Annotated in this window: 19 protein-coding genes; 9 read left to right on the top strand and 10 right to left on the bottom strand. The window is 71.5% G+C overall.

Annotated features, from left to right (window positions below):
* Positions 1-406: 406 nt before the first annotated feature.
* From mgtA to AB0B50_RS05970, 4 genes are all read left to right on the top strand, one after another.
* Complete coding sequence (gene mgtA, locus AB0B50_RS05985) at positions 407-3,136, top strand: magnesium-translocating P-type ATPase (RefSeq protein ID WP_362326245.1); 2,730 nt, start codon at positions 407-409, stop codon at positions 3,134-3,136.
* A 70-nt stretch (positions 3,137-3,206) separates the two neighbouring features.
* Entirely contained in the window at positions 3,207-4,406 is a 1,200-nt protein-coding gene (locus AB0B50_RS05980; RefSeq protein ID WP_362326242.1) for a serine hydrolase domain-containing protein, read from the top strand.
* Between the two features lie 66 nt (positions 4,407-4,472).
* Positions 4,473-5,021, top strand: a complete 549-nt coding sequence (locus AB0B50_RS05975; protein ID WP_362326239.1) for a DinB family protein — start codon at positions 4,473-4,475, stop codon at positions 5,019-5,021.
* Positions 5,018-5,674, top strand: coding sequence for a TetR/AcrR family transcriptional regulator (locus AB0B50_RS05970; RefSeq protein WP_362326236.1), 657 nt, complete (start codon positions 5,018-5,020; stop codon positions 5,672-5,674). The genes AB0B50_RS05975 and AB0B50_RS05970 overlap by 4 nt, the downstream gene beginning before the upstream one ends.
* On the opposite strand, the gene AB0B50_RS05965 is transcribed toward AB0B50_RS05970, so the two are convergent.
* Positions 5,671-8,046, bottom strand: a complete 2,376-nt coding sequence (locus AB0B50_RS05965; RefSeq protein ID WP_362326233.1) for a glycoside hydrolase family 3 C-terminal domain-containing protein — start codon at positions 8,044-8,046, stop codon at positions 5,671-5,673. The genes AB0B50_RS05970 and AB0B50_RS05965 overlap by 4 nt on opposite strands.
* A gap of 40 nt (positions 8,047-8,086) precedes the next feature.
* Entirely contained in the window at positions 8,087-8,260 is a 174-nt protein-coding gene (locus AB0B50_RS05960) for a hypothetical protein (protein ID WP_362326230.1), read from the bottom strand.
* A gap of 342 nt (positions 8,261-8,602) precedes the next feature.
* Between AB0B50_RS05960 and AB0B50_RS05955 the strand changes: the two genes are divergently transcribed.
* From AB0B50_RS05955 to AB0B50_RS05945, 3 genes are all read left to right on the top strand, one after another.
* Positions 8,603-9,526 (top strand): NADP-dependent oxidoreductase, encoded by a 924-nt coding sequence (locus AB0B50_RS05955; RefSeq protein ID WP_362326227.1) that lies wholly within the window; start codon positions 8,603-8,605, stop codon positions 9,524-9,526.
* Positions 9,527-9,942: 416 nt separating this feature from the next.
* Positions 9,943-10,689, top strand: a complete 747-nt coding sequence (locus AB0B50_RS05950; protein ID WP_362326224.1) for a GNAT family N-acetyltransferase — start codon at positions 9,943-9,945, stop codon at positions 10,687-10,689.
* 38 nt (positions 10,690-10,727) lie between these two features.
* Positions 10,728-11,228 carry an FBP domain-containing protein gene (locus AB0B50_RS05945; RefSeq protein ID WP_362326221.1) on the top strand — a complete coding sequence of 167 codons (501 nt, stop codon included), beginning with the start codon at positions 10,728-10,730 and terminating at the stop codon, positions 11,226-11,228.
* Positions 11,229-11,248: 20 nt separating this feature from the next.
* Here AB0B50_RS05945 and AB0B50_RS05940 read toward each other — a convergent pair whose 3' ends face one another.
* Positions 11,249-11,638: a (2Fe-2S) ferredoxin domain-containing protein gene (locus tag AB0B50_RS05940; protein WP_362326218.1), complete on the bottom strand. Its 390-nt coding sequence runs from the start codon at positions 11,636-11,638 to the stop codon at positions 11,249-11,251.
* Between the two features lie 26 nt (positions 11,639-11,664).
* Positions 11,665-13,011 (bottom strand): 6-phospho-beta-glucosidase, encoded by a 1,347-nt coding sequence (locus AB0B50_RS05935; protein ID WP_362326215.1) that lies wholly within the window; start codon positions 13,009-13,011, stop codon positions 11,665-11,667.
* Positions 13,012-13,108: 97 nt separating this feature from the next.
* Here AB0B50_RS05935 and AB0B50_RS05930 point away from each other — a divergent pair, with 97 nt between their 5' ends.
* The gene (locus AB0B50_RS05930) at positions 13,109-13,978 is read left to right on the top strand and encodes a hypothetical protein (RefSeq protein WP_362326212.1); all 870 of its coding nucleotides are present in this window, start codon (positions 13,109-13,111) and stop codon (positions 13,976-13,978) included.
* A gap of 69 nt (positions 13,979-14,047) precedes the next feature.
* Positions 14,048-15,346, top strand: a complete 1,299-nt coding sequence (locus AB0B50_RS05925; protein ID WP_362326209.1) for an MFS transporter — start codon at positions 14,048-14,050, stop codon at positions 15,344-15,346.
* Here the strand turns inward: AB0B50_RS05925 and AB0B50_RS05920 are convergent.
* The 6 genes from AB0B50_RS05920 to AB0B50_RS05895 form a co-directional block, all read right to left on the bottom strand.
* Entirely contained in the window at positions 15,343-15,888 is a 546-nt protein-coding gene (locus AB0B50_RS05920) for a hypothetical protein (protein WP_362326206.1), read from the bottom strand. The two genes, AB0B50_RS05925 and AB0B50_RS05920, sit on opposite strands and share 4 nt — an antisense overlap.
* Before the next feature lie 125 nt (positions 15,889-16,013).
* Entirely contained in the window at positions 16,014-18,116 is a 2,103-nt protein-coding gene (locus tag AB0B50_RS05915) for a M6 family metalloprotease domain-containing protein (RefSeq protein ID WP_362326203.1), read from the bottom strand.
* 199 nt (positions 18,117-18,315) lie between these two features.
* Positions 18,316-18,828 (bottom strand): thioesterase family protein, encoded by a 513-nt coding sequence (locus tag AB0B50_RS05910; RefSeq protein WP_362326200.1) that lies wholly within the window; start codon positions 18,826-18,828, stop codon positions 18,316-18,318.
* Positions 18,825-19,781, bottom strand: a complete 957-nt coding sequence (locus AB0B50_RS05905; RefSeq protein WP_362326197.1) for a 3-hydroxyacyl-CoA dehydrogenase NAD-binding domain-containing protein — start codon at positions 19,779-19,781, stop codon at positions 18,825-18,827. Before AB0B50_RS05905 ends, AB0B50_RS05910 begins: the two co-directional genes overlap by 4 nt.
* A gap of 49 nt (positions 19,782-19,830) precedes the next feature.
* Complete coding sequence (locus tag AB0B50_RS05900) at positions 19,831-20,727, bottom strand: 3-keto-5-aminohexanoate cleavage protein (protein ID WP_362326856.1); 897 nt, start codon at positions 20,725-20,727, stop codon at positions 19,831-19,833.
* Positions 20,728-20,794: 67 nt separating this feature from the next.
* Complete coding sequence (locus AB0B50_RS05895; RefSeq protein WP_362326194.1) at positions 20,795-21,634, bottom strand: TetR/AcrR family transcriptional regulator; 840 nt, start codon at positions 21,632-21,634, stop codon at positions 20,795-20,797.
* Positions 21,635-21,679 lie beyond the last annotated feature (45 nt).

The following is a 21,679-nucleotide window of genomic DNA, read 5'->3' as shown; positions in this document are numbered from 1 at the left end:
GTGAAGAGAAGTCCAACCTCTGATGGGCAGGACACAAGTCCCGGACTTTTCGGGACCAAAGTCCCACATTTGACATAGGGGAAGAGGCGTGACTCACTTGGCCGTGCACCGATCCGTGGTGCGTTCTTCTCCGTCCCGCGAGCGCAAGGAGGTGTTCGGGATGAGTCCCGAAGGAAGTCCTTGCGCCAGCGGTGACCTTTTCTGAAAGCCGCGTTCCGCCGCTTCCGAGGCCGCCTCGCGCCGCCCCTTCCCTCACTCCGCCGTACTGATGCCGCGGAGCTGACCCCTGGCCTGCCGACGGCCCTGCGCCCTCGGCACACCCAGGTTTCTTTCACACCACATTCACACCGTCACGTCCTCGTGCCCGGGCCTGCCTCGTCATGCCCCGCACGGAGGGAGGTCTGCCATGAACAAGCTGATTCCCCAGGTGCGCCTGGCCCCGCCAGGCGCAAACCCCCGTCCCACCCCTCGCACCCGCAAGGCCGCGGAGCTGGACGCCCGCACCCGTGAAGTCGGCGCCAGGCTCGCCAGGTTGAGCTCGCTGCCCGCCCGCGACGTGCTGCGCGAGGTCAACTCCACCACGCGCGGCCTGCGTCAGGACCAGGTCCTCGAGCGCATCGAGCGGTTCGGCGAGAACACCGTCGCCCACGAGCGCGTCCCGCACTGGAGCACGCAGCTCGCCAAGTCCTTCTGGAACCCCTTCATCGGGGTGCTCGTCGTCCTCGCCGCCGTCATGTACTGGCAGGACCCCGCCGACCCCGGCGTCTACATCCTCACCTCGATGGTGCTGATCAGCGCGCTCCTGCGGTTCTGGCAGGAGTACCGCTCCACCCGCTCCGCCGAGGCCCTCAAGGCCCTGGTCACCACCTCCTGCGCGGTGCGGCGGCGCTGGAGCGAGACCGCCGAGACCGAAGAGATCCCCATGGAGCAGGTCGTTCCCGGGGACCTGGTCGGGCTCGCGGCCGGCGACATGGTCCCCGCCGATCTGCGGCTGCTCACCGCCAAGGACCTGATGGTCGGTCAGGCCACGCTGTCCGGCGAGTCGCTGCCGGTCGCCAAGGCCGACACGCGCGCCCACGACCTGGGCCAGCAGGAGACCGCGGACCCCGTCGAGGCGGACAACCTCTGTCTGATGGGTACGTCGGTGACCTCCGGCACGGCGACCGGCGTGGTCGTCGCGACGGGCTCGCACACCTACTTCGGCTCGATGGCGAGCGCGCTGTCGGGTGAGCGCCCGCAGACCGCCTTCGACCTCGGCGTGCGCCGGGTCAGCTTCCTGCTGATCCGCTTCATGTTGGTGATGGTCCCCGTCGTCTTCGCCATCAACGGCTTCACCAAGGGCGACTGGGACCAGGCGCTGCTGTTCTCCATCTCCGTGGCGGTCGGGCTCACCCCCGAGATGCTGCCGATGGTGGTCTCGGCGAACCTGGCGCGCGGCGCCGTCGCGATGTCCAAGCACAAGGTCGTCGTCAAGCAGCTCAACGCGATCCAGAACCTCGGCGCGATGGACGTGCTGTGCACCGACAAGACGGGCACGCTCACCGAGGACCGCATCGTCCTCGACCGCTACCTCGACGGGCGCGGCGAGGAGGACCGCGAGGTCCTCGAGTACGCCTACCTCAACGCGCACTTCCAGACGGGACTGCGCAACCTCATGGACCAGGCGGTCATCGACCGCGTGGACGAGGCCGAGGAGGTTGTCGTCGACCACCTCTTCACGAAGGTCGACGAGATCCCCTTCGACTTCGCCCGCCGCAGGATGTCCGTGGTCCTGCGCCGCAACGGACTGACGGGCCCTGCAGCCGAGCACACGCTCGTCACCAAGGGCGCGGTCGAGGAAGTGCTCGACCGGTGCGGCCACATGATGGACCGCGGCGAGCGCGTCGAGCTCACCGGCAAACTGCGCGCGCACGTCAGGCACCTGAGCGAGCGTCACAACCGCGAGGGGCTGCGGGTCCTCGCGGTCGCCACCCGTACCTTCCCCGTCGACCCCGACGCGGCGGAGCGCGAGACCTACTCGGTGGCGGACGAGACGGAGCTGACGCTCATCGGCTTCCTCGCCTTCCTCGACCCGCCGAAGCAGGACGCGTCGGACGCGCTGCGCGCGCTCGCCGACAACGGCGTGGCGGTCAAGGTCGTCACGGGGGACAACGAACTGGTCGCGGCGCGCGTCTGCGCCGACGTCGGTCTGGACGCGAGCGAGCTGGTCACCGGCGCCACGATCGACCTGGTCGACGACGTCGAGCTGATCGAACTGGCCCGTACGACCACGGTGTTCGCGAAGGTCAACCCGGTCCAGAAGGCGCGGATCGTGCGCGCCCTGAAGGCCGACGGGCGCACGGTCGGCTTCCTCGGTGACGGCATCAACGACGCGGCGGCGCTGCGCGAGGCCGACGTGGGCGTCTCCGTCGACACGGCCGTGGACATCGCGAAGGAGTCCGCGGACATCATCCTGCTGGAGAAGGACCTGATGGTCCTGGAGCAGGGCGTGCTGATGGGGCGTCAGACCTTCGGCAACACCATCAAGTACATCAAGATGACGGCGTCGTCGAACTTCGGCAATGTCTTCTCGGTCCTGGTGGCATCGGCGTTCATCCCCTTCCAGCCGATGCTCGCCATCCACCTGCTCGTGCAGAACCTCTGCTACGACATCAGCCAGCTGGCGATCCCCTGGGACCGCATGGACAAGGAGTACCTGAAGAAGCCGCGGACCTGGGACGCGAAGGGCATCGGCCGGTTCATGATCCGGGTCGGTCCGATCAGCTCGGTCTTCGACATCTCGACGTTCCTGGTGATGTGGTACGTCTTCCAGGCCAACTCTCCCGCGGAGCAGACCCTGTTCCAGACGGGCTGGTTCGTGGAGGGGCTGCTCTCCCAGACCCTCATCGTGCACATGATCCGTACGCGGAAGATCCCGTTCATCCAGTCCCGCGCGTCCCTGCCGGTCCTGGTGATGACGGGCGCGGTGATGGTGTTCGGCCTGTGGCTGCCGTTCTCGCCGCTCGCGTCGGCACTCTCGATGGAGCCGCTGCCGATGAGCTACTTCCCGTGGCTGATCGGGACGCTGCTCGCGTACTGCGCGCTCACCCAGGTGGTGAAGGGCTGGTACGTCCGGCGTTACCACAGCTGGCTGTGACGGGCGTCCCGCACGGCCGGGGGTGACGGCCGTCTTGCAAAGGTAGGTGCCGTGGGCAACCATGCGCGTCATGACACTACGCGTCCACGGCACCTGCGCCCCCGGATTCGAGGGTGTGCGCGAGGAGTTCGAGCGGAACTTCACCGAACGCGGCGACCTCGGGGCGGCCGTCGCCGTCAGCCTCGGCGGCGAGCTCGTCGTCGACCTGTGGGGCGGCGACGCCGACCGGACGGGCACCCGTCCCTGGGAGCGGGACACCCTGGCGCACGTCTACTCCACCACCAAGGGGATGACCGCGCTCTGCGCCCATCTCCTCGTGGACCGGGGCGAGTTGGACCTGGACGCGCCGGTCGCGCGGTACTGGCCCGAGTTCGCGCGGGCGGGCAAGGCCGACATCCCGGTGCGCTGGCTGCTCAGCCACCGCTCCGGTCTCATCGCGCCGGGCGAGCCCATGGAGGCGGGCGCGGTGTACGACTGGGAGAAGGTGACCGAGGCCCTCGCGGCGACGCGGCCCTGGTGGAAACCGGGCACCGCGCAGGGCTATCACGCGGTGACCTTCGGCTTCCTGGTCGGCGAGCTGGTGCGGCGCGTCAGCGGTGTCTCGCCCGGCTCCTTCCTGCGCACCGAGGTGACGGGCCCCCTCGGCGCCGACGTCTTCGTGGGCACGCCAGCGAGCGAGCACGGGCGGTGCGCGGACATGGCGCCACCCGTGCCCGCGACCGGCGGGACGTCGTCGTCGCGCCGTGCGTTCGGCGACTCCCCCGAGCCGCCGGTCGGCGGGATCACCGAGCACCCGCTGGCGCCGGTCACGCTCGCCATGCGGTATCTGCCGCTCGGCGACGTGAACGGCGCGCCCTACCGCAGCGCGGAGATCCCCGCGACCAACGGCCACGCCACCGCGCGCGGACTTGCCGCCGTGTACGCGGAGTTGGCGGGCGGCGGGCTGCTGTCCGCCGACGCCCTCGAACGCCTGCGCACGCCGCAGAGCACGGCCGACGAACCGGACCTGGTGCTGCGGGCGGGCACCCCGCTCGCCGAGACCTGGTCGTGGGGCCTCGGCTACATGCTCAACCAGTTCGGGCAGGCGGGCCCCAACCCCCGGGCGTTCGGACACGGCGGCCTCGGCGGCTCCTACGCCTTCGCCGACCCGGAGAACGGCATCGGATACGCGTACACGATGAACCGCATGGGCGCCGGGACCTCGGGTGAGGACCTGCGCAGCATCCATCTGGTCGGCGCGCTCTACAAGGGGCTGCGCGACCGGGGGTGAGCGACCGGGGGGTGAGCAACCAGGGGTGAGCGACCGGCGCCGAGCTCGGGGGCCGATGATGGGGGCATGAGTTCACGCAGAAGAGCCACCTTCTTCACCGGCGAGGAGCCCGACCCCCGGTACGGCACGCCCACCACCGGGGACGAACGCGCCATGCTCGTCACCTTCCTGCGGGCCCAGCGCGCGACCCTGGAGCTCAAGTGCGCAGGACTGGAAGGAGAGTTGGACCGGCAGTCCGTGGCGCCCTCCACCCTTTCCCTGCTCGGCCTGGTGCGGCACCTCACCGACGTGGAGCGCCGCTGGTTCCGGCGGGACCTGGCCGGGCAGGACGCGCAGCCGCTGTACGCCACGCCCGACAACCCCGACCAGGACTTCGACGGCGCGGTCGCCGGGCCAGGAGCCGTCGCCGCGGCGTGGCAGGCGTGGCGCGCCGAGGTGGAGTTCGCCGAGAAGTTCGTCGAGGCGGCGGCCGACCTGGACGTCGAGGGGCAGGACTCCTGGCTCGGCGCGGTGTCGCTGCGCTGGGTGCTCATGCACATGGTCGAGGAGTACGCGCGCCACAACGGCCACGCCGATCTCATCAGGGAGCGCATCGACGGCGCGGTGGGCCTGTGACACAACCGGCGGGACGGCGGTACACGGCCGCCGACCCGCGCAGGGCCGCCATCGTGGCGGCGGCCCTGGCCCGCTTCGCGCAGGCGGGCTATCTGAACGCCTCGCTCGCGCGGATCGCCGCGGACGCGGGCACGTCCGCGCCGGTGGTCGTGCACCACTTCGGCTCCAAGGAGGGCCTGTTGACGGCCGCCCTCAAGGCCCGCGAGGACCGCACAGCCGCGACGTTCGGGCCGCTCCAGGACGCGACGCGCGGCGACGACGTGCGCGAGCTGTTCCGCGCGATCCTCGCGCTCGCCGCCTACAACCTCACCCAGCCGGGCCTCATCCAGCTCTACACGCGCCTGTCCGCCGAGGCCGGGGACCCTGGCCATCCCGCGCACGGTTACTTCGTCGAGCGGTACGATCGCATCGCGGGCCTGATCTCCGGGGCGCTGCAACGCTCCCTGGACGCAGGTCAGTTGCGGCCCGGCACCGATCCGGACAGCGTGGCCCGCGAGATCCTCGCCGTCTCGGACGGGCTCCAGGTGCAGTGGGCGTTCGCCGAAGGGCCCCTGGACTTCGTGGAGTTGTACCGGGCACACCTGGACCGGCTAGCGCGGGCCCTCACCGTGGACGGCGCGGGCCTGGACGAAGTGCCGGGAGACCTCGGCTAGTCGGCGGCGCCGGTCAGCCGGATGTCGCGGGACGACGACCCGACGTACACCGCGCGCCGCCCCTTCGGGCGCACCCAGCGGGCACGGCCCGTGTCCCAGTACGACAGCTGCCGCTCGGCCACCTTCACGGTGATCCGCCGCGAGCGGCCCGGCCGCAGCTCCACGCGGTCGAAGGCGGCGAGGGTGCGCACGGGCATCTCCACGTCGGCGTGGCGGGGCGGTCCGACGTAGATCTGCGGCACCTCGGTGCCGGTGCGGCGCCCCTGGTTGGTCACCGTGAAGCTCACCTCGTACCCCTGGCCCGCGCGCCGCACGGTGAGCCCCGAGTAGCCGAACTCGGTGTACGACAGGCCGTGCCCGAAGGGGAAGAGGGGAACGGTGCCCGCCTTGTCGAAGCCTCGGTATCCGGTGAAGACGCCCTCGCTGTACGTGACGGTCTTGTCGACGCCGTAGTAGCGCTCGGGGTGTGCGGGGTCGAGCGTCGGGTGGTCGGCCTCCTTCTTCGGCCAGGTGACCACGGACTTGCCGCTCGGGTTGGCCCGGCCGAGGAGCAGGTCGGCGGTGGACCAGCCGCCCTCCTGGCCGACGTAGCCGGCGTGCAGGACCGTGCCGACGGAGCGGCGCCACGGCATCGTGACGGGGCCTTTGGTGTTGAGGACGACGACGGTGCGCGGATTGGCGGCGGCGACCGCGGCGATCAGCTCGTCCTGGTGGGCGGGGAGCGCGAGCGTGGTGAGGTCGCCGCTGCCGCCGAGCGCGCCGCCCTCGCCGTTGCAGGCGAAGACGACGGGGGTGTGGACGCGGCGGGCGAGGCGCGCCGCGGCGTCGATGCGCGCGGCCCTCTGCCGCGGTGTGACCCAGGCGAACCGCACCTGGACGGGGAGGCGTCCGACGACGGACGTGTCCCAGCCCGTGGCCTTGACCGTGATCCGGTGGGCGCGGCCCTCGGTGAGCTTGCGCGGCGCCGCGCGGCCGTTGTCGAGGCCGTCCGTCGTCGGGACGATCGAGGACCACTTGCGGGTGAAGCTGTCGCGCACGCCGGACGCGGTCGCGAGTTCCTCGCCGTCCAGGCTCAGCGAGACGGCGGCACCCCGGCCCTGGATGTTCAGGGCGTACTCCCCCGTCGCGGGCGGCACGAAGGTCCCGGTCCACTCGACGGCCGTCCCGATGGGCAGCGCCTTGTCGCCGGTGAAGTCGACCTTCCCGTCGGTGCCGCCGCCCTTGCGCGCGAGGCCGTCGGGGAACGCGGAGGCGGGCACGGCCGTGCCGGTGAGGTCGACCCCTACCTCGTACGCGATCTTCCGTCCCGTCGTGCGCCGCAGCGCGTCGAGGGGGCCGACCATGCGGTCCTCGAAGCCGTACGCGCGCTCGCCGGAGACCGAGACGGCGACCTGGGCCGCGGTGGGGCCGATGAGCGCGAGGCCGCGCAGGGCGGCCGGGGAGAGCGGGAGGCCGCCGTCGTTGGTGAGCAACACGGCGCCCTGGACGGCGACTTCGCGGGCGACGCGGGCACCCTCCTCGACGTCGATCCTCCCACGGGCGGGGACGCGGGTGCCGTCCAGCATGCCGAAGGCGTCGTACTGGCCGAGGATGCGGGAGACGGCGGTGTCGACGGCACAGAGCGGGACGGCGCCGTCCTCGATCGCCCGCTTCAAGGGCTCGCCGAAGTGCGAGCCGTCCCACATCTGCATGTCCAGGCCCGCTTCGAGTGCGGCCGTGGTGTGGGTGGCACCCCAGTCGGATGTCACCAAGCCCTCGAAGCCGAGCTCACCGCGCAGGATGTCGGTGAGGGCGGTGTGGTTCTCGCTGTTCCAGGGGCCGTTGAGGTGGTTGTACGCGGACATCACCGAGGCGCAGCCCGCGCGGACGACGGCTTCGAAGGCAGGCAGGTACAGCTCGTGCAGGGTGCGGTCGTCGACCACGAAGTCGTAGGAGTTATCGGGCCGTTCGCGGTCGAACTCGTGCAGGCGCTGGTTGTTGGCGAGGAAGTGCTTGGCCTGGGCGAGCATGCCCCGCGCCTGGACGCCCTCGACCTGGGCGGCGCCGATGAGCGCGTTGAGGTAGGGGTCCTCGCCCGACTGGTCCTTGTTGCGGCTGAAGAACGGGGTACGGGACAGCTCGATCTGCGGGGCGAGCAGCACGTCCTGGCCGAGGGTGCGGCCCTCGCGGCCCATCACCGCACCGTACGCGCGGGCGAGTTCGGGGTTGAAGGCGGCGCCCAGCGTGGAGACCGGCGGGAGTCCGGTGGCGGACGTGGCGACGTTCACGCCCGCGGGGCCGTCGGACAGGCGCAGTTCGGGGATGCCGAGGCGGGCGACACCGGGCAGGTAACCGGCCTGGCCCAGTCTCCTGGGGTCGGTGGCGCCGTGCACCAGGCCGATCTTCTCGTCGAGCGTGAGGCGGGCGAGGAGCTTACGGACGCGGGGCGTGGCTTTGGTGGGGGTGGCTGTCGTGGGCGTGGCCTTGGTGGGGGGCTGCCGCCGCGGGGGCCTCGGTGGCGAGCGGGCCTGCGGCGGCCACGAAGGCGAAGGCGGCTGCGGCGCCGCCCAGTTGCTTCAGAAGTTCACGTCGAGTGCTGGCGGGCATGGCGAAATGACCTCCGGAACGCGGCTCTTGGGCATGCCTGACTGGTCGGCGACGCCAAGACCCGAACGCGTCATCCGCTCCAGTGCGGGGATACGGGGCCTGAGTGTTGATTGGTTGAACGGCGAAGGTCAAGGGGTCGTCGGCGCAAAGTTTTCGACTCGTTCGATTTCTGTGGATTGCGGACCCATGAACGTGCCCTGAGCGCGTCGTCACCCGCGTTGCGACCTCGTGAACGCTGCGCCGGGCCGGGAATAGCCGAGCGATCTTGCTCGTCATCCTTGGAGGAAATCGACCGAAGAAGTCGGCCGAGGAAGTCGACCGATCCGAACGTGAGGGAGCACCATGCCCAAGGCCTACGCATTCACCGAACACGGCGGTCCCGAGGTGGAAACCTTCCTCGACCTCCCCGAACCGGAGCCGGGCCCGGGACAGCTGCTCGTCGCGGTGCGCGCGGCGGGCGTCAACCCGGTCGACTGGAAGCTCCGGGCGGGCAAGCGGCGCCCCGGGCAGGGACCGCTGGTCGGCCCTGAGGCCCTGGGCAGCGAGGTCGCGGGTGTCGTGAAGGCGGTCGGGCCCGGCGTCGAGGGGTTCGCGGTCGGCGACCCGGTGTTCGGCAACCCGGTCACGGGCGGATACACGGAGGTCACGCTGGTCCCCGCCGACATCGCCGCGCACAAGCCGGACGCGCTCTCCTTCACGGACGCGGCCGCGCTGCCGGTCGCGGCGGCTACCGCGTACGACGGGGTGCGTCAGCTGGATCTGCCCACCGGTTCGACGCTCCTGATCACCGGGGCCGGTGGCGGTGTCGGGGTGGCCGCGACGCAGATCGCCGTGCACTTCGGGCTGCGCGTGGTGGGCACGGCGAGCGAGGGCAAGAAGGAGTTCGTCGAGTCGCTCGGCGCGATCCATGTGGCGCGCGGGCCGCGCCTTGCCGAGCGCATACGCGAGGCGGTGCCGGGAGGACGTATCGACGCGGTCTTCGACCTGGTCGGCGGCGCGGGCCTGGCGGAGGTCGCGGAGCTCCTGACCGACCGAAAGAAGCTGATCACTGCGGCCGCCAAGGAGACCGTGGCCGAACTGGGCGGCGCCCCGGTCGCCCGCGCCCGCACGGCCGCGGTCCTGGACGAGGTGGCACTGCTCGCCGTGGCGGGCGTGCTGCGCCCGCACGTGACGGCGACGTACCCCCTGGACCGCGCGGACGAGGCGCTGCGCGCGGTGGAGACCGGCCACGCACGCGGCAAGATCGTGATCGAGGTGACCCCGTGAGCGAGGGCACGGCGCCCGGAAGCCGGCGGTGCACGGCAGGGGGCACGGTCGCGGTGGACGCCCTGGGATCCGGGGCAACGGTGGACACGGCGACCACGCCCCGACCGGCCCCGACCGCGGCAGGACCCAGGAGCGGCGGCGCAGGCCCCGGGACGGGGCTCAGCGCGGCGGAGGTCGGGGGCACGGCGCAGATCGCGGACACGGAACACGTCGCAGACACGGCCCAGGTCGCACACACGGAACACGTCGCAAACACAGCCCAGGTCGCACACACGGAACACGTCGCAAACACAGCCCAGGTCGCACACACGGAACACGTCGCAAACACAGCCCAGGTCGCAGACGCGGCAGATGTCGCAGACGTGGCGGATGTCGCGCGGGATACGGCGGACGCGAAAGGATCCGTCGGCGGCAGCGTGGGGAGCAAAGGCGGTCGACGGGTCGGCTCCGCGCGCGCCGTCAGCGCCTCGCACCCCCTCGACAACCCCGCCTACGCCGCCCTCACCGGCCCGCACGCGCACTTCGCCGAATGGCGAGGGCGCGTGGCGCGGTATCCGCTTGATGTGTCGCCCTGGCTTGCGCTGCCCGATGACGTCACCGATGCCGACTGGGCGGACCTGGCGGCGCTCGCCGGGCCCGGGGCCGAGGTGCCGCTGCCCGGCGTGACGCTGGATCCGCCCGACGGCTGGGAGCTGACCTTCGAGATGCCCGGCGTACAGCTCGTGGACGACGGGGTCGCCGCCGCGCCCGACGCCGAGGCCGTGCGGCTCGGTGCCGCCGACGTGCCGGAGATGCTGGACCTGGTCGAGCGCACGCAACCGGGTCCTTTCCTGCCCCGCACCGTCGAGCTCGGCACATATCTGGGCATCCGCAGGGAAGGCGCCCTGGTCGCGATGGCCGGGGAGCGGCTGCGCCCGCCGGGGTTCACGGAGATCAGCGCGGTCTGCACCGACGCGGCGTACCGCGGCCACGGCCTCGCGACGCGGCTCGTCCTCGCGGTCGCGCACGACGTCAGGGCCCGGGGCGAGGTCCCGTTCCTGCACACCTCGGCGCGGAACACCAACGCCATCCGCCTCTACGAGTCGCTGGGCTTCCGGCTGCGGCGCACCACCGAGTTCCGTGCCGCGCGCGTGCCGGGAGGGGTGGCCGTCGGGGAAAAATGACACGACGGTTCGACCGGCGCGTTGGTACCTTCCGGATCATGAAGCCCGTCAGTGAGAACGAGATCCGCGCGTCCTTTGTGAACTGTTCGAAGGGCGAGGCCCGCAGACTCACCCTCCCTGCGGGGTTCGCCGACACCCCCTGGTCCGACCTGGACTTCCTCGGCTGGCGGGACCCCAAGGCGCCCGACCGTGGCTATGTGGTGACGTGGCGCGACGACGAGCCCGTGGGCATCGCCCTGCGCGCCTCGACGGGGGCGCGCAAGAGCCTGCTGAAGTCCAGCATCTGCTCGGTCTGCGTCACGCCGCAGTCCGGCTCCGGCATCACGCTCCTCGTGGCGCCGAAGGCGGGGGCGGCTGGGCGGCAGGGCAACTCGGTCGGTCTGTACATCTGCGCGGATCTGGCCTGTTCCCTCTATGTGCGCGGGAAGAAGACGACGGCGCTCGCCCGTCGCTTCGAGGAGAGCCTGACGCTGGAGGAGCAGAACGCGAGGACCGTGGAGAACCTGAACGGCTTCCTGGACCAGGTACTCGCAGGCTGACCGCTTGCCCGGAGCCCGGCTCAGACCGTCCGGGGATCCACCATCTGAAGCTCCAGCGCCGACGGCGGCTTCGCGATCCCCGGACCACCCGCCTCCGCCCAGGCGAGTATCCCGTCCAGCGAGGCGTCGTCCGTGACGAAGCCGACCCAGGAGGCGCGGCCGCCGCGCCTGCGGCCCTCGGGGGACGGCTGGACGACCACGATGTTCGCCTGGCCGCACGGCCCGAGGCAGTCGCTCGTACGCACCGCGAAGCGTCCGCGCGAGGCCGCTGCCGCGGCGCGCATCCGCTCCAGCTGCCAGGCGTGGTCGATGCCGGGGTTCTTGCGGGCGTCGCCGCAGCAGCACCCCCGGCAGACGACGAGGGTGCAGGGGCGGCGGGCGGCTGCTCCGATGGAGACGACGGGGCTCATCCCATGATCATGTCAGGCCGGGCCCGCTACCCGCGGCCCAGGTAGGCGAGCCCGGGGTGTGCCTCGCGGTAACCGGCCACGAGGCGCCGCGCCACCGTCACCGAGTCGACCAGCGGATGCAGCGCGAACGCCTTGACGGCGGTGGCCAGGGAGCCGCTGTCCGCCGCGGCGAGCACCTCGCGCTCCACTGCCTTGACCGCGCACACCAGCCCGGTGGCGTGGCCGGGCAGCGGCGCCACCGCCATGGGGTGGGCGCCGTTGGCGTCGACGGAGCACGGCACCTCGATGACGGCGTCGGCGTCCAGGGCGGAAAGCGTCGTGCCGTTGCGGACGTTGAGGATCAGCGTGGCCCGTTCGTTCCGCGCGACGGCCCGCATCAGGGCGAGGGCGACCTGTTCGTACCCGCCGGACTCCAGGTCCTCCTCGGCGCGCTCCCCCACGCCCGCCGCTTCCCTGTTCTCCGCCATGTACGTCGCCTCGCGCTCGGCCCGGGTGGCGTCCCAGGTCTTGAGCGCGGGGGCGTCCGCGCGGTCCATCTCCGCGTAGAAACGGGCCTGTTGGTCGCGGAGGAAGGCACCGCGGGTCTGCTCGGCCTCCTGGTAGGCGCGCACCGCCTCGCGGTTGAAGTAGTAGTAATGCAGGTATTCGTTGGGGATCGCGCCGAGTGACTGGAGCCACTCCGTGCCGAAGAGCCTGCCCTCCTCGAAGGAGCCGAGGAGCGCGGGGTCGGCGAGCAGGCGCGGCAGTTCGTCGCGGCCCGCGATGCGCAGACCGCGCAGCCAGCCGAGGTGGTTGAGCCCGATGTAGTCGATGAATGCCTCGTCCGGGTTGCCGCCGAGCACCCGCGCGACCCGGCGGCCGAGGCCCACGGGCGAGTCGCAGATGCCGATGACGCGCTCGCCGAGGTGGCGGGCCATGGCTTCGGTGACCAGGCCCGCGGGGTTGGTGAAGTTGATGACCCAGGCGTCCGGGGCGAGCCGGGCGACGCGGCGCGCGATGTCCACCGCGACGGGCACCGTGCGCAGGCCGTACGCGATGCCGCCCGCGCCGACCGTCTCCTGGCCGAGGACGTCCTCGGCGAGGGCGACGCGCTCGTCGGCGGCGCGCCCCTCCAGGCCGCCGACGCGGATCGCGGAGAACACGAAGTCGGCGCCGCGCAGCGCCTCGTCGAGGTCGGTGGTGGCGGTGACGGCGGGCGCGTCCGGCACTCCGGCGGCCTGTTCGGCGAGGACACGGGCGACGGCGCCGAGCCGTGCCGCGTCCAGGTCGTGCAGGACGACGTCGGTGACGCGGCCCTCCGCGTGGTCGCCGAGCAGCGCCCGGTACACGAGCGGGACGCGGAATCCACCGCCGCCGAGAATGACCAGCTTCACGCCTCAACCACCTTCTGTCAGAACACGTATCGGCTGCCCTCACGTTACGTACGATGGCGCCGCAGCGACCCGACCCCCCACGGAGGAACGCGAAGCGATGAGCCCGAAAAGATCACTGAAGACCCCAACCGCCCTGCTCGGCGCCGTCGCCCTGGCGGTGATCACGGGCGGCACGGCATCGGCCGCGCCCACATCGCCCGGCGGCTGGCAGGAGTCCGGCACCTCACACGTCAACTCCCTCACGGGCAGCCAGGGCCTGGCCGGCCGCGCGGACGGCAGCCTCCTGTACCGAGGGCTCGGTTCCATACCCCTCGATCTGCGCGTCAAGGGCTGGGGGCACATAGGCGACCCCGACATCGCGAACGGCCACACCTTCGACGCCTACCAGGGCGGCGACGACGCGAAGTCGAAGATGTTCGCGGTCACCACGCCGGGCGGGCAGCGCTACCTCTACGAGCACGCGCTCGACGCGGGCGAGAAGCTCAACAACTCCTTCGCCGCCGTCTCGCCCGACGCGCGGTGGCTGGTCTCGGGCGAGTGGGGCGACCAGAGCCGCCTCCAGGTCTTCCCCGCCCCGCTGCTCAATTCCTCGACCCCGCCGACCGGGGGCGCGCTCCCCCAGGCCGGGCAGATCTCCCTCGACAAGCCCGTGCGGGACATCCAGGGCTGCGACTTCGTCTCGGACACGCGCCTGGTGTGCGCCTCCAACGACGCGTCCAAGGAGCTGTTCCCCGTGGACCGCCCGGTCCTCCAGGTCGACCTGGAGCGCCCGCTGGACGGCAGGCCGGTGACGGGCCGCGTCTCCAGCCTCTTCGCCGCACCGCAGCGCAGCATCTGCTCGGGCACCTTCGAGACGGAGGGCGTCGACTACGACTCCGCGCGCCGCACCCTGCGCGTCGAGGTGGTGCCGCCGGCGCCGTGCCTGGTGACGACGGCCGTGTACGCCTACAAGCCGACGACGGGCTGACGGCGGGGCCGGTGTCCGGCTGACGGACGGTACGTGTGGGGCGCCGCCGAGTGGGGGAAAGTCGTGATCATGACACAGCACGACCAGCAGGTGACCGACACCGCACCCGCCCACGCGCGGCGCCCGATACGGCAGTTGCTCGCCGCGTCGGTCGGCAACGCCGTGGAGTGGTACGACTGGTACGCGTACACCTTCCTCGCCACGTACATCGCCGACCAGGTCTTCCCCAAGGGGTCGGGCAACTCCCTGGTGCCGCTGCTCTCCACGTTCGCCGTCTTCGCGGTGGGCTTCTTCATGCGGCCCGTCGGCGGACTGCTCATGGGCGCGGTCGCCGACCGGCGCGGCCGACGCGCCGCGCTGACCGTCACGATCCTGCTGATGGGCGGCAGCAGCCTGCTGGTCGGCCTCACCCCGACCTACGCGTCCGTGGGCGTGCTCGCGCCGGTGGTGCTCGTCTGCGCGCGGCTGCTCCAAGGCCTGTCCGTGGGCGGGGAGTTCGCCGCATCGACGACGTTCCTCGTGGAGTCGGCGGGCCCCGGGCGGCGCGGCCTCTTCTCCAGTTTCCAGTACGTCTCCACGAGCGCGGGCCAGCTCGCGGCGTCCGGCATCGCGGCCCTGCTCGTCGCCACGCTCTCCGACGGGCAGATGGACGGCTGGGGCTGGCGGCTGCCGTTCCTGCTCGGCGCGGTGCTCAGCCTGGTGGGCTTCTGGATCAGGCAGGGCGCGTACGAGACGCACGACGCGCCCGCCGAACCCGCCGAGCGGCCGGGCCTGTTCGACGCGCTGCGCCACCATCCGCGCCAGTCGCTGCTGATCTGCGGCATCACCGCGGGCGGCACCATCGCGTACTACACATGGACGTCGTACCTGCCGACGTACGCCGAGCTGAACACCGACATCGGCAAGAGCGAGGCGCTGCTCGCCGGGACGATCTCACTCGCTTTCTTCGCGCTGCTGCAGCCCGTCGGCGGGCTGCTCTCCGACCGGTTCGGGCGCAGGCCGCTGCTGCTGTTCTTCGGCATCGGGTTCGCCGTACTGAGCGTGCCGCTGCTCAAGTCCCTGACCGGTTCCTTCGGTTCGCTGCTGCTCGTGCAGTGCGCGGGCATGGTGCTGCTCACCGGCTTCACCTCGATCTCGGCCGCCGTGAACGCGGAGGTGTTCCCCGCGCGGGTGCGGGCCGCGGGGATCGGGTTCCCGTACTCGCTGACGGTCGCCCTGTTCGGCGGCACGGCCCCGTACATGGGCACCCTGTTCAAGGAGATCGGCTCCCCCGGGCTCTTCCCCGTGTACGTGGCCGTGCTGTGCGTCGCCTCGTCGGTGGTGTATCTGCGGCTGCCGGAGACCGCGCACAAGGAGCTGGAGCGCTAGGCCTGCGGAGGACGGCCGGTGTGCCGCTGCCAGTATTGGATGAGCTGGGAGGACTCCAGCGAGAACTGCGCGCTGGTCGTGTCGTCGCTGCCGGGCACGGTCAGCCTGGCCCTGTGTCCGTCGCGCCGGACGACGATCACCGCACGGCTGCTGCCACGTCGCCCGACCGATTCCCGCCGCTCGACGTAGACGTCCTGGACCTCTGCCCAGGACCAGGACCTCCGCAGGAATCCCAGGCGGCGGATCCTGATGCCGTGCGGGTCCGCCGTGGTGAAGTCCCGGGCGAAGACGAAGTACGCGAGGACCAGGAGGACGGACAGGCTTCCGGTGGCGAGTGCGTGCGTGAGTCGCTTGCCCTCCACCGGCCCCGGGACCACGATCGACACCCCCGAGAACAGGGCGAAGAACGCGGCACCCATGAGCATGGGCGTCCGTCGGTTCGACGGCATGGAGAAGTGCAGCGACCCGTCCGCGCGTTCCGGACGGTGTCCGGCGCCTCCGGCGCCCGACGTGGCCCGTGCGCGACTGCCTTCCTCGTTCATGGTGCACATTCGACATCGGTCGTGCCGTGATGACATGTGGCCACATACGCAAGGAAGTCCGGTCCGTCCTTTCCTGATCCCAGCAATCACGGGGCACTCCCGGAAGAGGCCCCGAGGAGCGACTCTCAGGAACTTCCGCCCTTCTTCGCGACGGTGCAGGTGGCCGTCGCGACCTTCTTCGGGTCGCTCACCGAGCGTGCGGTGAGGGTGAAGTGGCCCCGCGGGCGGGCGTCCGGCTTCGCGGCGACGGCGACGTCCACGTCGACCGTGGAGCCCGCCCTTGCGGTGGCCAGCTCGCTCGGCAGCCAGGCGGACCAGCCGCGCCCCGAGGCCTTGGCGGAGAGCCGGTAGACGTCGGAGTCGAGGTATCGCGCGGCGTCCTCGGGGTGCTCCCCCGGCGGATCGGCGAGCGCACGGCCGGTGTTGGACAGCGGGAAGGTGCAACTGGCGCGTCCCTTGACCGGGTTGCCCTCCGCCTCACCGCGGCGCAGTGCCGTCCCGCGGCGCTGCGGGCCCGCGCCGTCGAGGGACTTGACGGCGATGGTGTACGAAAGGACGCCCGCGCGGGTGCGGTGGATGTCGGTGACGTAGAAGTGCAGGCGGTTGGCGCGGTCCACGTACTCGTAGGAGCTGCCGGAGTCCGCTCCCGCATGGAAGAGGGCGTCGCTGAGCTGGCGGTAGTCGCCCATGGTGATCTTCTGCTCCGTACCGTCGGGGCGCGTGAAGTCCACCATGTCGATGTCCTCGGGGTGGGAGTCGATCACCCAGGCGAACGGGGCGCGGTCCTCGTTCTTGGTCTTGGTGATCAGCACGCCGTTGTCCGGCGTGAAGGAGTCCATGCCCATGCGGTCCACGACCTCGACGGTGTAGTTCTGGTAGCCGCCGCCGTCGCACAGCGGGTCGGTGTCGCGGTCGCAGGTGGGCGAGAGGTCGCGGGACATGGCGATGTTGACGCCGGACAGCCCCTTGGCGCCGGGCGGCGCGGCGCGGGCGGTCACCTTGGCGACGACCATGCCGGAGTCCTTGAGCGCGTCGCGGTCCAGGCGCAGCACGTTCTTCTCGTCGACGATGCCGAGTTTCAGCTTGTCGCGCAGGATGTGCTGGGAGCCCATCGAGCCGCCCTCGGTGGCCGGGATCTTCCAGCGGGTGTGCGGCCCGCCGGGGCCGTTGAACGAGCCGCGCGAGAGCATGCTCCAGATGCCGGTGTAGGCGCGGCTCAGGGGCTTGCCGTAGGGGTTGTTGTAGTTGTCGCCGATGCCCAGGATGTGGCTGAGCTCATGGGCGTACACCCCCATGCCCGAGCTCTCGGCCTGGGTGGAGGAGCCGGTGACCGCGTTGGGCCAGATGCGGGCCGCGGACTGCCAGGAGGTCCACGGGACGTAGCGGGTGGCGGCGGCGTTGCCGCCGGTGGGGATGGGGGCGGGCGGTCCCCACGTGGCCGGGACATCGCGCTCGGAGCCGAACTTCATCTGGCCGAACTCCTGCCAGGTGGAGGACTCGTCCTGGCCCGCGGTGAGGTAGAAGACGAAGTCGTACTTGGCCGCCTCGGCCTCGCCGACCTGGTCGATCCAGGCCGCCCTGCCGTCGGTGCGGATGTTCTTGCCGCAGGTGGTGCCTGCCGGGCAGGCCCCGGGGTTCATCGTCGTCGGCTCGATGCCGTACTGGAAGGACTTGAACGGCATGCGGTACACGCCGAAGGCCTTCAGGTCGACGCCGACGCGGCCGCCGGAGTCCTCCATCCAGTACTCGTTGATGGTGTGGCCGCGGTTGAGTGCGCCCGGCTTGTTGAGAAAGTCCTCGTAGAACTGGGGCAGTCGGTCGCGCGGGACGCCCGACGCGGTCGTCTGTGGATTCCCGAAGACGGTCGAGCCGGGCGCCTGGCTGACCGTGAACTCCTCGTCGGGGTAGTCGAGGAGGACCAGCGCACCCTTGAACGTCCGGTCGGTGGGCTCGACATCGGGATCGGCCCAGTCGGTGCCGGGCACGGAGCGGTACTCGCTCCAGGTCATGTCGTCGGGGTTGCGCCAGTTCTGCGGGTCGATGGGGCTGACCAGGGACGGCCGGGACTGGTCAGCCTCGGCTGCCTGGCCGGTGTCATCGGGAGTCGCCCGGGCCGTGCCGACGGCGGCGGCCGCCAGGGCGGCGAGGACGGCGGTGACGACGGTGGCGCGACGGGCCGGGCCGCGGCGCCTGCGAGCGCGCGGGGGACGTCTGTGACGGAGGAACATGGCTCACCTCGTGCATCTTGCCGGGACAAAATGGACACGTGCATGACAAGCCGTTCGTATGGTGCGCATACTGCCTCGCGTGGCGCGAGTAGTGCGTACTCCGCTGCCAAGGTAGGTCGCCCGAAGCGGTGATGCCAGAGCGCCTGTCGGTCATGGCGGGGTGCCGGTGTCCGCCGAGCGGACACCGGCACCCCGTCCGTCAACTCGCCTTCGGCACCTGGGCGATGGAGCGGCCCGCCCACTCGGGGGCCGGTTCCGTCAGGGCGACGAGGCGCTCGCGGATCGCGTCGGGGAAGGGTGCCGAGCGGCCCGCGTTCCGGTCGACGTGCAGGGCGAGCAGCTCCGTCGTCGCCACCGGGGAGGCGTCCGCCGGGTCGACGGCTCCTTCCCCGGCGGCGTCGACCACGTACATCTCGTGCGTGAAGCGCGCCTTCTTGGCGTCCGCGCCCAACAGGCGGGTGCGGACGGCGAGATGGGCACCTTCGGGTACGTCGTTCAGATAGCGGACGTGCGCCTCGACCGTGTAGAGGGAGCAGCCGGTGGACTCGCGGTACCCCGCGTGCAGGCCGGTCTCGATCATCATGGCGTCGGTGGCGTACCCGAAGACGAGGACGTAGAAGGCCTCGCTCATATGGCCGTTGTAGTCGATCCACTCGGGGCGGACCCGCTGCCTGAGCAGCGGCAGCGGCTTCGGAGCAAGGGGCTCGGTCACTTCTTGCCCCCGTTCAGCCGGCCGGTGGCGCGCAGGACGTCGATGACGCCCTGGTCGCGCTCTGCGACGAGGTCGGCGATGGTGCGGCCCGCCGCCTCCTCGTCGCATCCGGCGACCACGGCGTCGTACAGCTTCTTGTCGAGCTCGGGGGCTTCCAGGCGCGTCCACGGCGACTTCAGGGAGGGGCCGAAGTGGTCGAGCATGTGCGCCATGCCGCCCTCGCCGCCCGCGAGTGCGAACGTGAGCATGGGGCCCATGAACGCCCAGCGCAGGCCGGGGCCCTCGGTGATGGAGTCGTCGATCTCCTGGACGGTGGCCTCGCCGTTGGCGACCATGTGCAGGGCCTCGCGCCACAGGGCTTCCTGGAGGCGGTTGGCGATGAAGCCGGGGACCTCGCTCTTCATCGTGATCACGGACTTGCCCGCGACCTCGTAGAACCGGGACGCCCAGGCGACCGCGTCGGCGTCGCTGCGCTCGCCGCCGACGACCTCGACCAGCGGGATGAGGTACGGCGGGTTGAAGGGGTGTCCGACCACGAGGCGTCCGGGAGTGGCCGCCTCCGTCTGCATGTCGGTCATCGGGTAGCCGGAGGTGGAGGAGGCGACGACGACTCCGGCGGGCGCGGCGGCGTCGATGTCGGCGAGGAGGCTCCGCTTGAGCTCCAGCTTCTCCGGCGCGCTCTCCTGCACGAACTGGGCGTCGGCGACGGCCTCCTGGAGCGTGGCGGCGACGGTGAGGCGGTCCTGCGACGCGCCATCGGCGAGGCCGAGCTGCGTGAGCGCGGGCCAGGCGGCCTCGACCAGGCGGCGCAGCTTGTGCTCCGCGTCGGGGGCGGGGTCCCAGGCGGTGACGTCGTAGCCGCGGGCCAGGAAGTGGGCGACCCAGCCGCCGCCGATCACACCGGCGCCTATGCAGGCGACGCGGCGGACGTCCTCAGGGTTGGTCGTGGTCATGCTGCTGTCCTCCGTGGGGGGATCGAACTCGGGGCTTCGGGAGCGGGGTTCAGCCCCGGGGCCTCAGGCCCAGCTTCTGTCGGGCCTCGTCGGGCGTCGCCACGCGCGAGCCGAGGTTCTCCGTGATCTGCACGGCCCGCTCGACGAGCTGGGCGTTGGTGACCTTGTTGCCCTTGCCGAGGTAGAGGTTGTCCTCCAGGCCGACGCGGACCTGGCCGCCGAGCAGGATCGACTGGGCGACCCACGGCATCTGCATGCGGCCGAGCGCGAAGCTGGCCCACTGGGCACCCTCGGGCAGCATGTTGACCATGGACTGCAGGACGCCCGGGTCGGCGGGCGCGCCCCACGGAATGCCCATGCAGAGCTGGAAGGCGGTGGGGTTGTCGAGCAGGCCCTCGGCGAGGAGCTGCTTGGCGAACCACAGCTGTCCGGTGTCGAAGATCTCCAGCTCCGGGCGGACACCCAGCTCCTGGATGCGCTTGGCGCCCTGGCGGAGCATGTCGGGCGTCGAGATGTAGAGGTTGTCGCCGAAGTTGAGGGAGCCGCAGTCCAGGGTGCAGATGTCGGGCAGCAGGTCCTCGACGTGCGGGAGGCGGTCCAGGCCGCCGACGAGGTCGGTGCCGGGCAGCTCGCCGAGGCCCTTCAGCGGCTCGACGGGGTCGATGACGAGGTCGCCGCCCATGCCTGCCGTCAGGTTGATGACGACGTCGGTACCGGTCTCCTTGATGCGCTCGACGACCTCGCGGTACAGGCGCGGGTCGCGCGATGGATCACCGGTCTCGGGGTCGCGGACGTGGATGTGCACGACGGCGGCGCCCGCCTCGGCGGCCTCCACCGCGGAGGTGGCTATCTGCTCGGGCGTCACGGGCACGTGCGGGCTCTTGCGCACCGTGTCACCTGCGCCGGTCAGGGCGGCGGTGATGATGACGTTGTCGTTCACGGACATCGGGGGCATACAGAACTCTCCCTCGGGAGTGGGGTGTTGCGTACGGATGACGTGGGCGTACGGGACGTCAGCGCGCGGTCAGCGTGGCATCCACGTACGCGACGAGGGCCTCGTGCATGTCGTCGGGGCTCGTGCCGGGTCCGTCGGGGGCCGAGGCGAGGACCTGGGTGGCGAGGCCGTCGATCAGCGCGGTCAGGCGCAGCGCCGCGGCCCCGGGGTCGGCGAGCCGGAAGACGCCCTCGGCGACGCCGCGGCGGATGACGTCGGCGACGGTGGTGCGCCACTGGCGGTAGTAGTCGGCGTGCAGTCGGCCCACGGCGGTGGAGCGCGCGGCCTCCGCCCACAGGTCGAGCCAGACGCTCCACTGCCAGCGCTGCTGCGGGGTGCGCGGGATCTGCAGCTCGATGAGCTGGCGCAGCTCGTCTGCGGTGTCGGCGGCGTCCGCGATACGCGCGGCCCGGCGCGCGGTGTCCTCGTCCATGCACCAGCGCACGGCGGCTTCGAGGAGGTCGTCGCGGCCGGGGAAGTGGTAGTGGATGGCGGCGGTGCTGGTGTCGCAGGCCGCGGCGATGTCCTGGACGCGGACGGCGTGGAAGCCTCGCTCGGCGATGAGACGGACGGTCTCGCGGACTATCTGCAGGGGACGGCCGCCCTCGGGCGCCGCGACGCGCTCGCGCCGCGACGCGGGCTCCGGGGTGCGGGCGGCGCCGAGCAGCCAGCCCGCGTCGACCCCGCCCGTGTCCGCGATGCGGGCGAGCTCGGCGGCCGTGAAGCGCCGGGTGCCGCCCAGCGAGCGGGAGAGCTTGGAGGGGTCCATGACGATGCGGCGAGCGAACTCGCGCTGGGTCACACCTGCGTCGGCGATCACCTTGCGGACGCGGTCCGCCACCTCGGGGTCGTGCTGCATGGTGCGCCACCGTACCCGTGCGTTGCGATGAACGCAACGCACGGG

The sequence above is a fragment of the Streptomyces sp. NPDC041068 genome, from assembly GCF_040647455.1.
Lineage (GTDB): Bacteria > Actinomycetota > Actinomycetes > Streptomycetales > Streptomycetaceae > Streptomyces.
The sequence above is the reverse complement of the archived record's forward strand: the minus strand, read 5'-3'. Positions and strand labels throughout refer to the sequence as shown.

Coding starts and splice junctions, on each gene's coding strand:
- AB0B50_RS05920 (WP_362326206.1), bottom strand. CDS start 15,888: ATGAACGAGGAAGGCAGTCGCGCACGGGCCACGTCGGGCGCCGGAGGC.
- mgtA (WP_362326245.1), top strand. CDS start 407: ATGAACAAGCTGATTCCCCAGGTGCGCCTGGCCCCGCCAGGCGCAAAC.
- AB0B50_RS05895 (WP_362326194.1), bottom strand. CDS start 21,634: ATGCAGCACGACCCCGAGGTGGCGGACCGCGTCCGCAAGGTGATCGCC.
- AB0B50_RS05925 (WP_362326209.1), top strand. CDS start 14,048: ATGACACAGCACGACCAGCAGGTGACCGACACCGCACCCGCCCACGCG.
- AB0B50_RS05955 (WP_362326227.1), top strand. CDS start 8,603: ATGCCCAAGGCCTACGCATTCACCGAACACGGCGGTCCCGAGGTGGAA.
- AB0B50_RS05975 (WP_362326239.1), top strand. CDS start 4,473: ATGAGTTCACGCAGAAGAGCCACCTTCTTCACCGGCGAGGAGCCCGAC.
- AB0B50_RS05945 (WP_362326221.1), top strand. CDS start 10,728: ATGAAGCCCGTCAGTGAGAACGAGATCCGCGCGTCCTTTGTGAACTGT.
- AB0B50_RS05900 (WP_362326856.1), bottom strand. CDS start 20,727: ATGTCCGTGAACGACAACGTCATCATCACCGCCGCCCTGACCGGCGCA.
- AB0B50_RS05960 (WP_362326230.1), bottom strand. CDS start 8,260: ATGCCCGCCAGCACTCGACGTGAACTTCTGAAGCAACTGGGCGGCGCC.
- AB0B50_RS05915 (WP_362326203.1), bottom strand. CDS start 18,116: ATGTTCCTCCGTCACAGACGTCCCCCGCGCGCTCGCAGGCGCCGCGGC.
- AB0B50_RS05980 (WP_362326242.1), top strand. CDS start 3,207: ATGACACTACGCGTCCACGGCACCTGCGCCCCCGGATTCGAGGGTGTG.
- AB0B50_RS05930 (WP_362326212.1), top strand. CDS start 13,109: ATGAGCCCGAAAAGATCACTGAAGACCCCAACCGCCCTGCTCGGCGCC.
- AB0B50_RS05905 (WP_362326197.1), bottom strand. CDS start 19,781: ATGACCACGACCAACCCTGAGGACGTCCGCCGCGTCGCCTGCATAGGC.
- AB0B50_RS05940 (WP_362326218.1), bottom strand. CDS start 11,638: ATGAGCCCCGTCGTCTCCATCGGAGCAGCCGCCCGCCGCCCCTGCACC.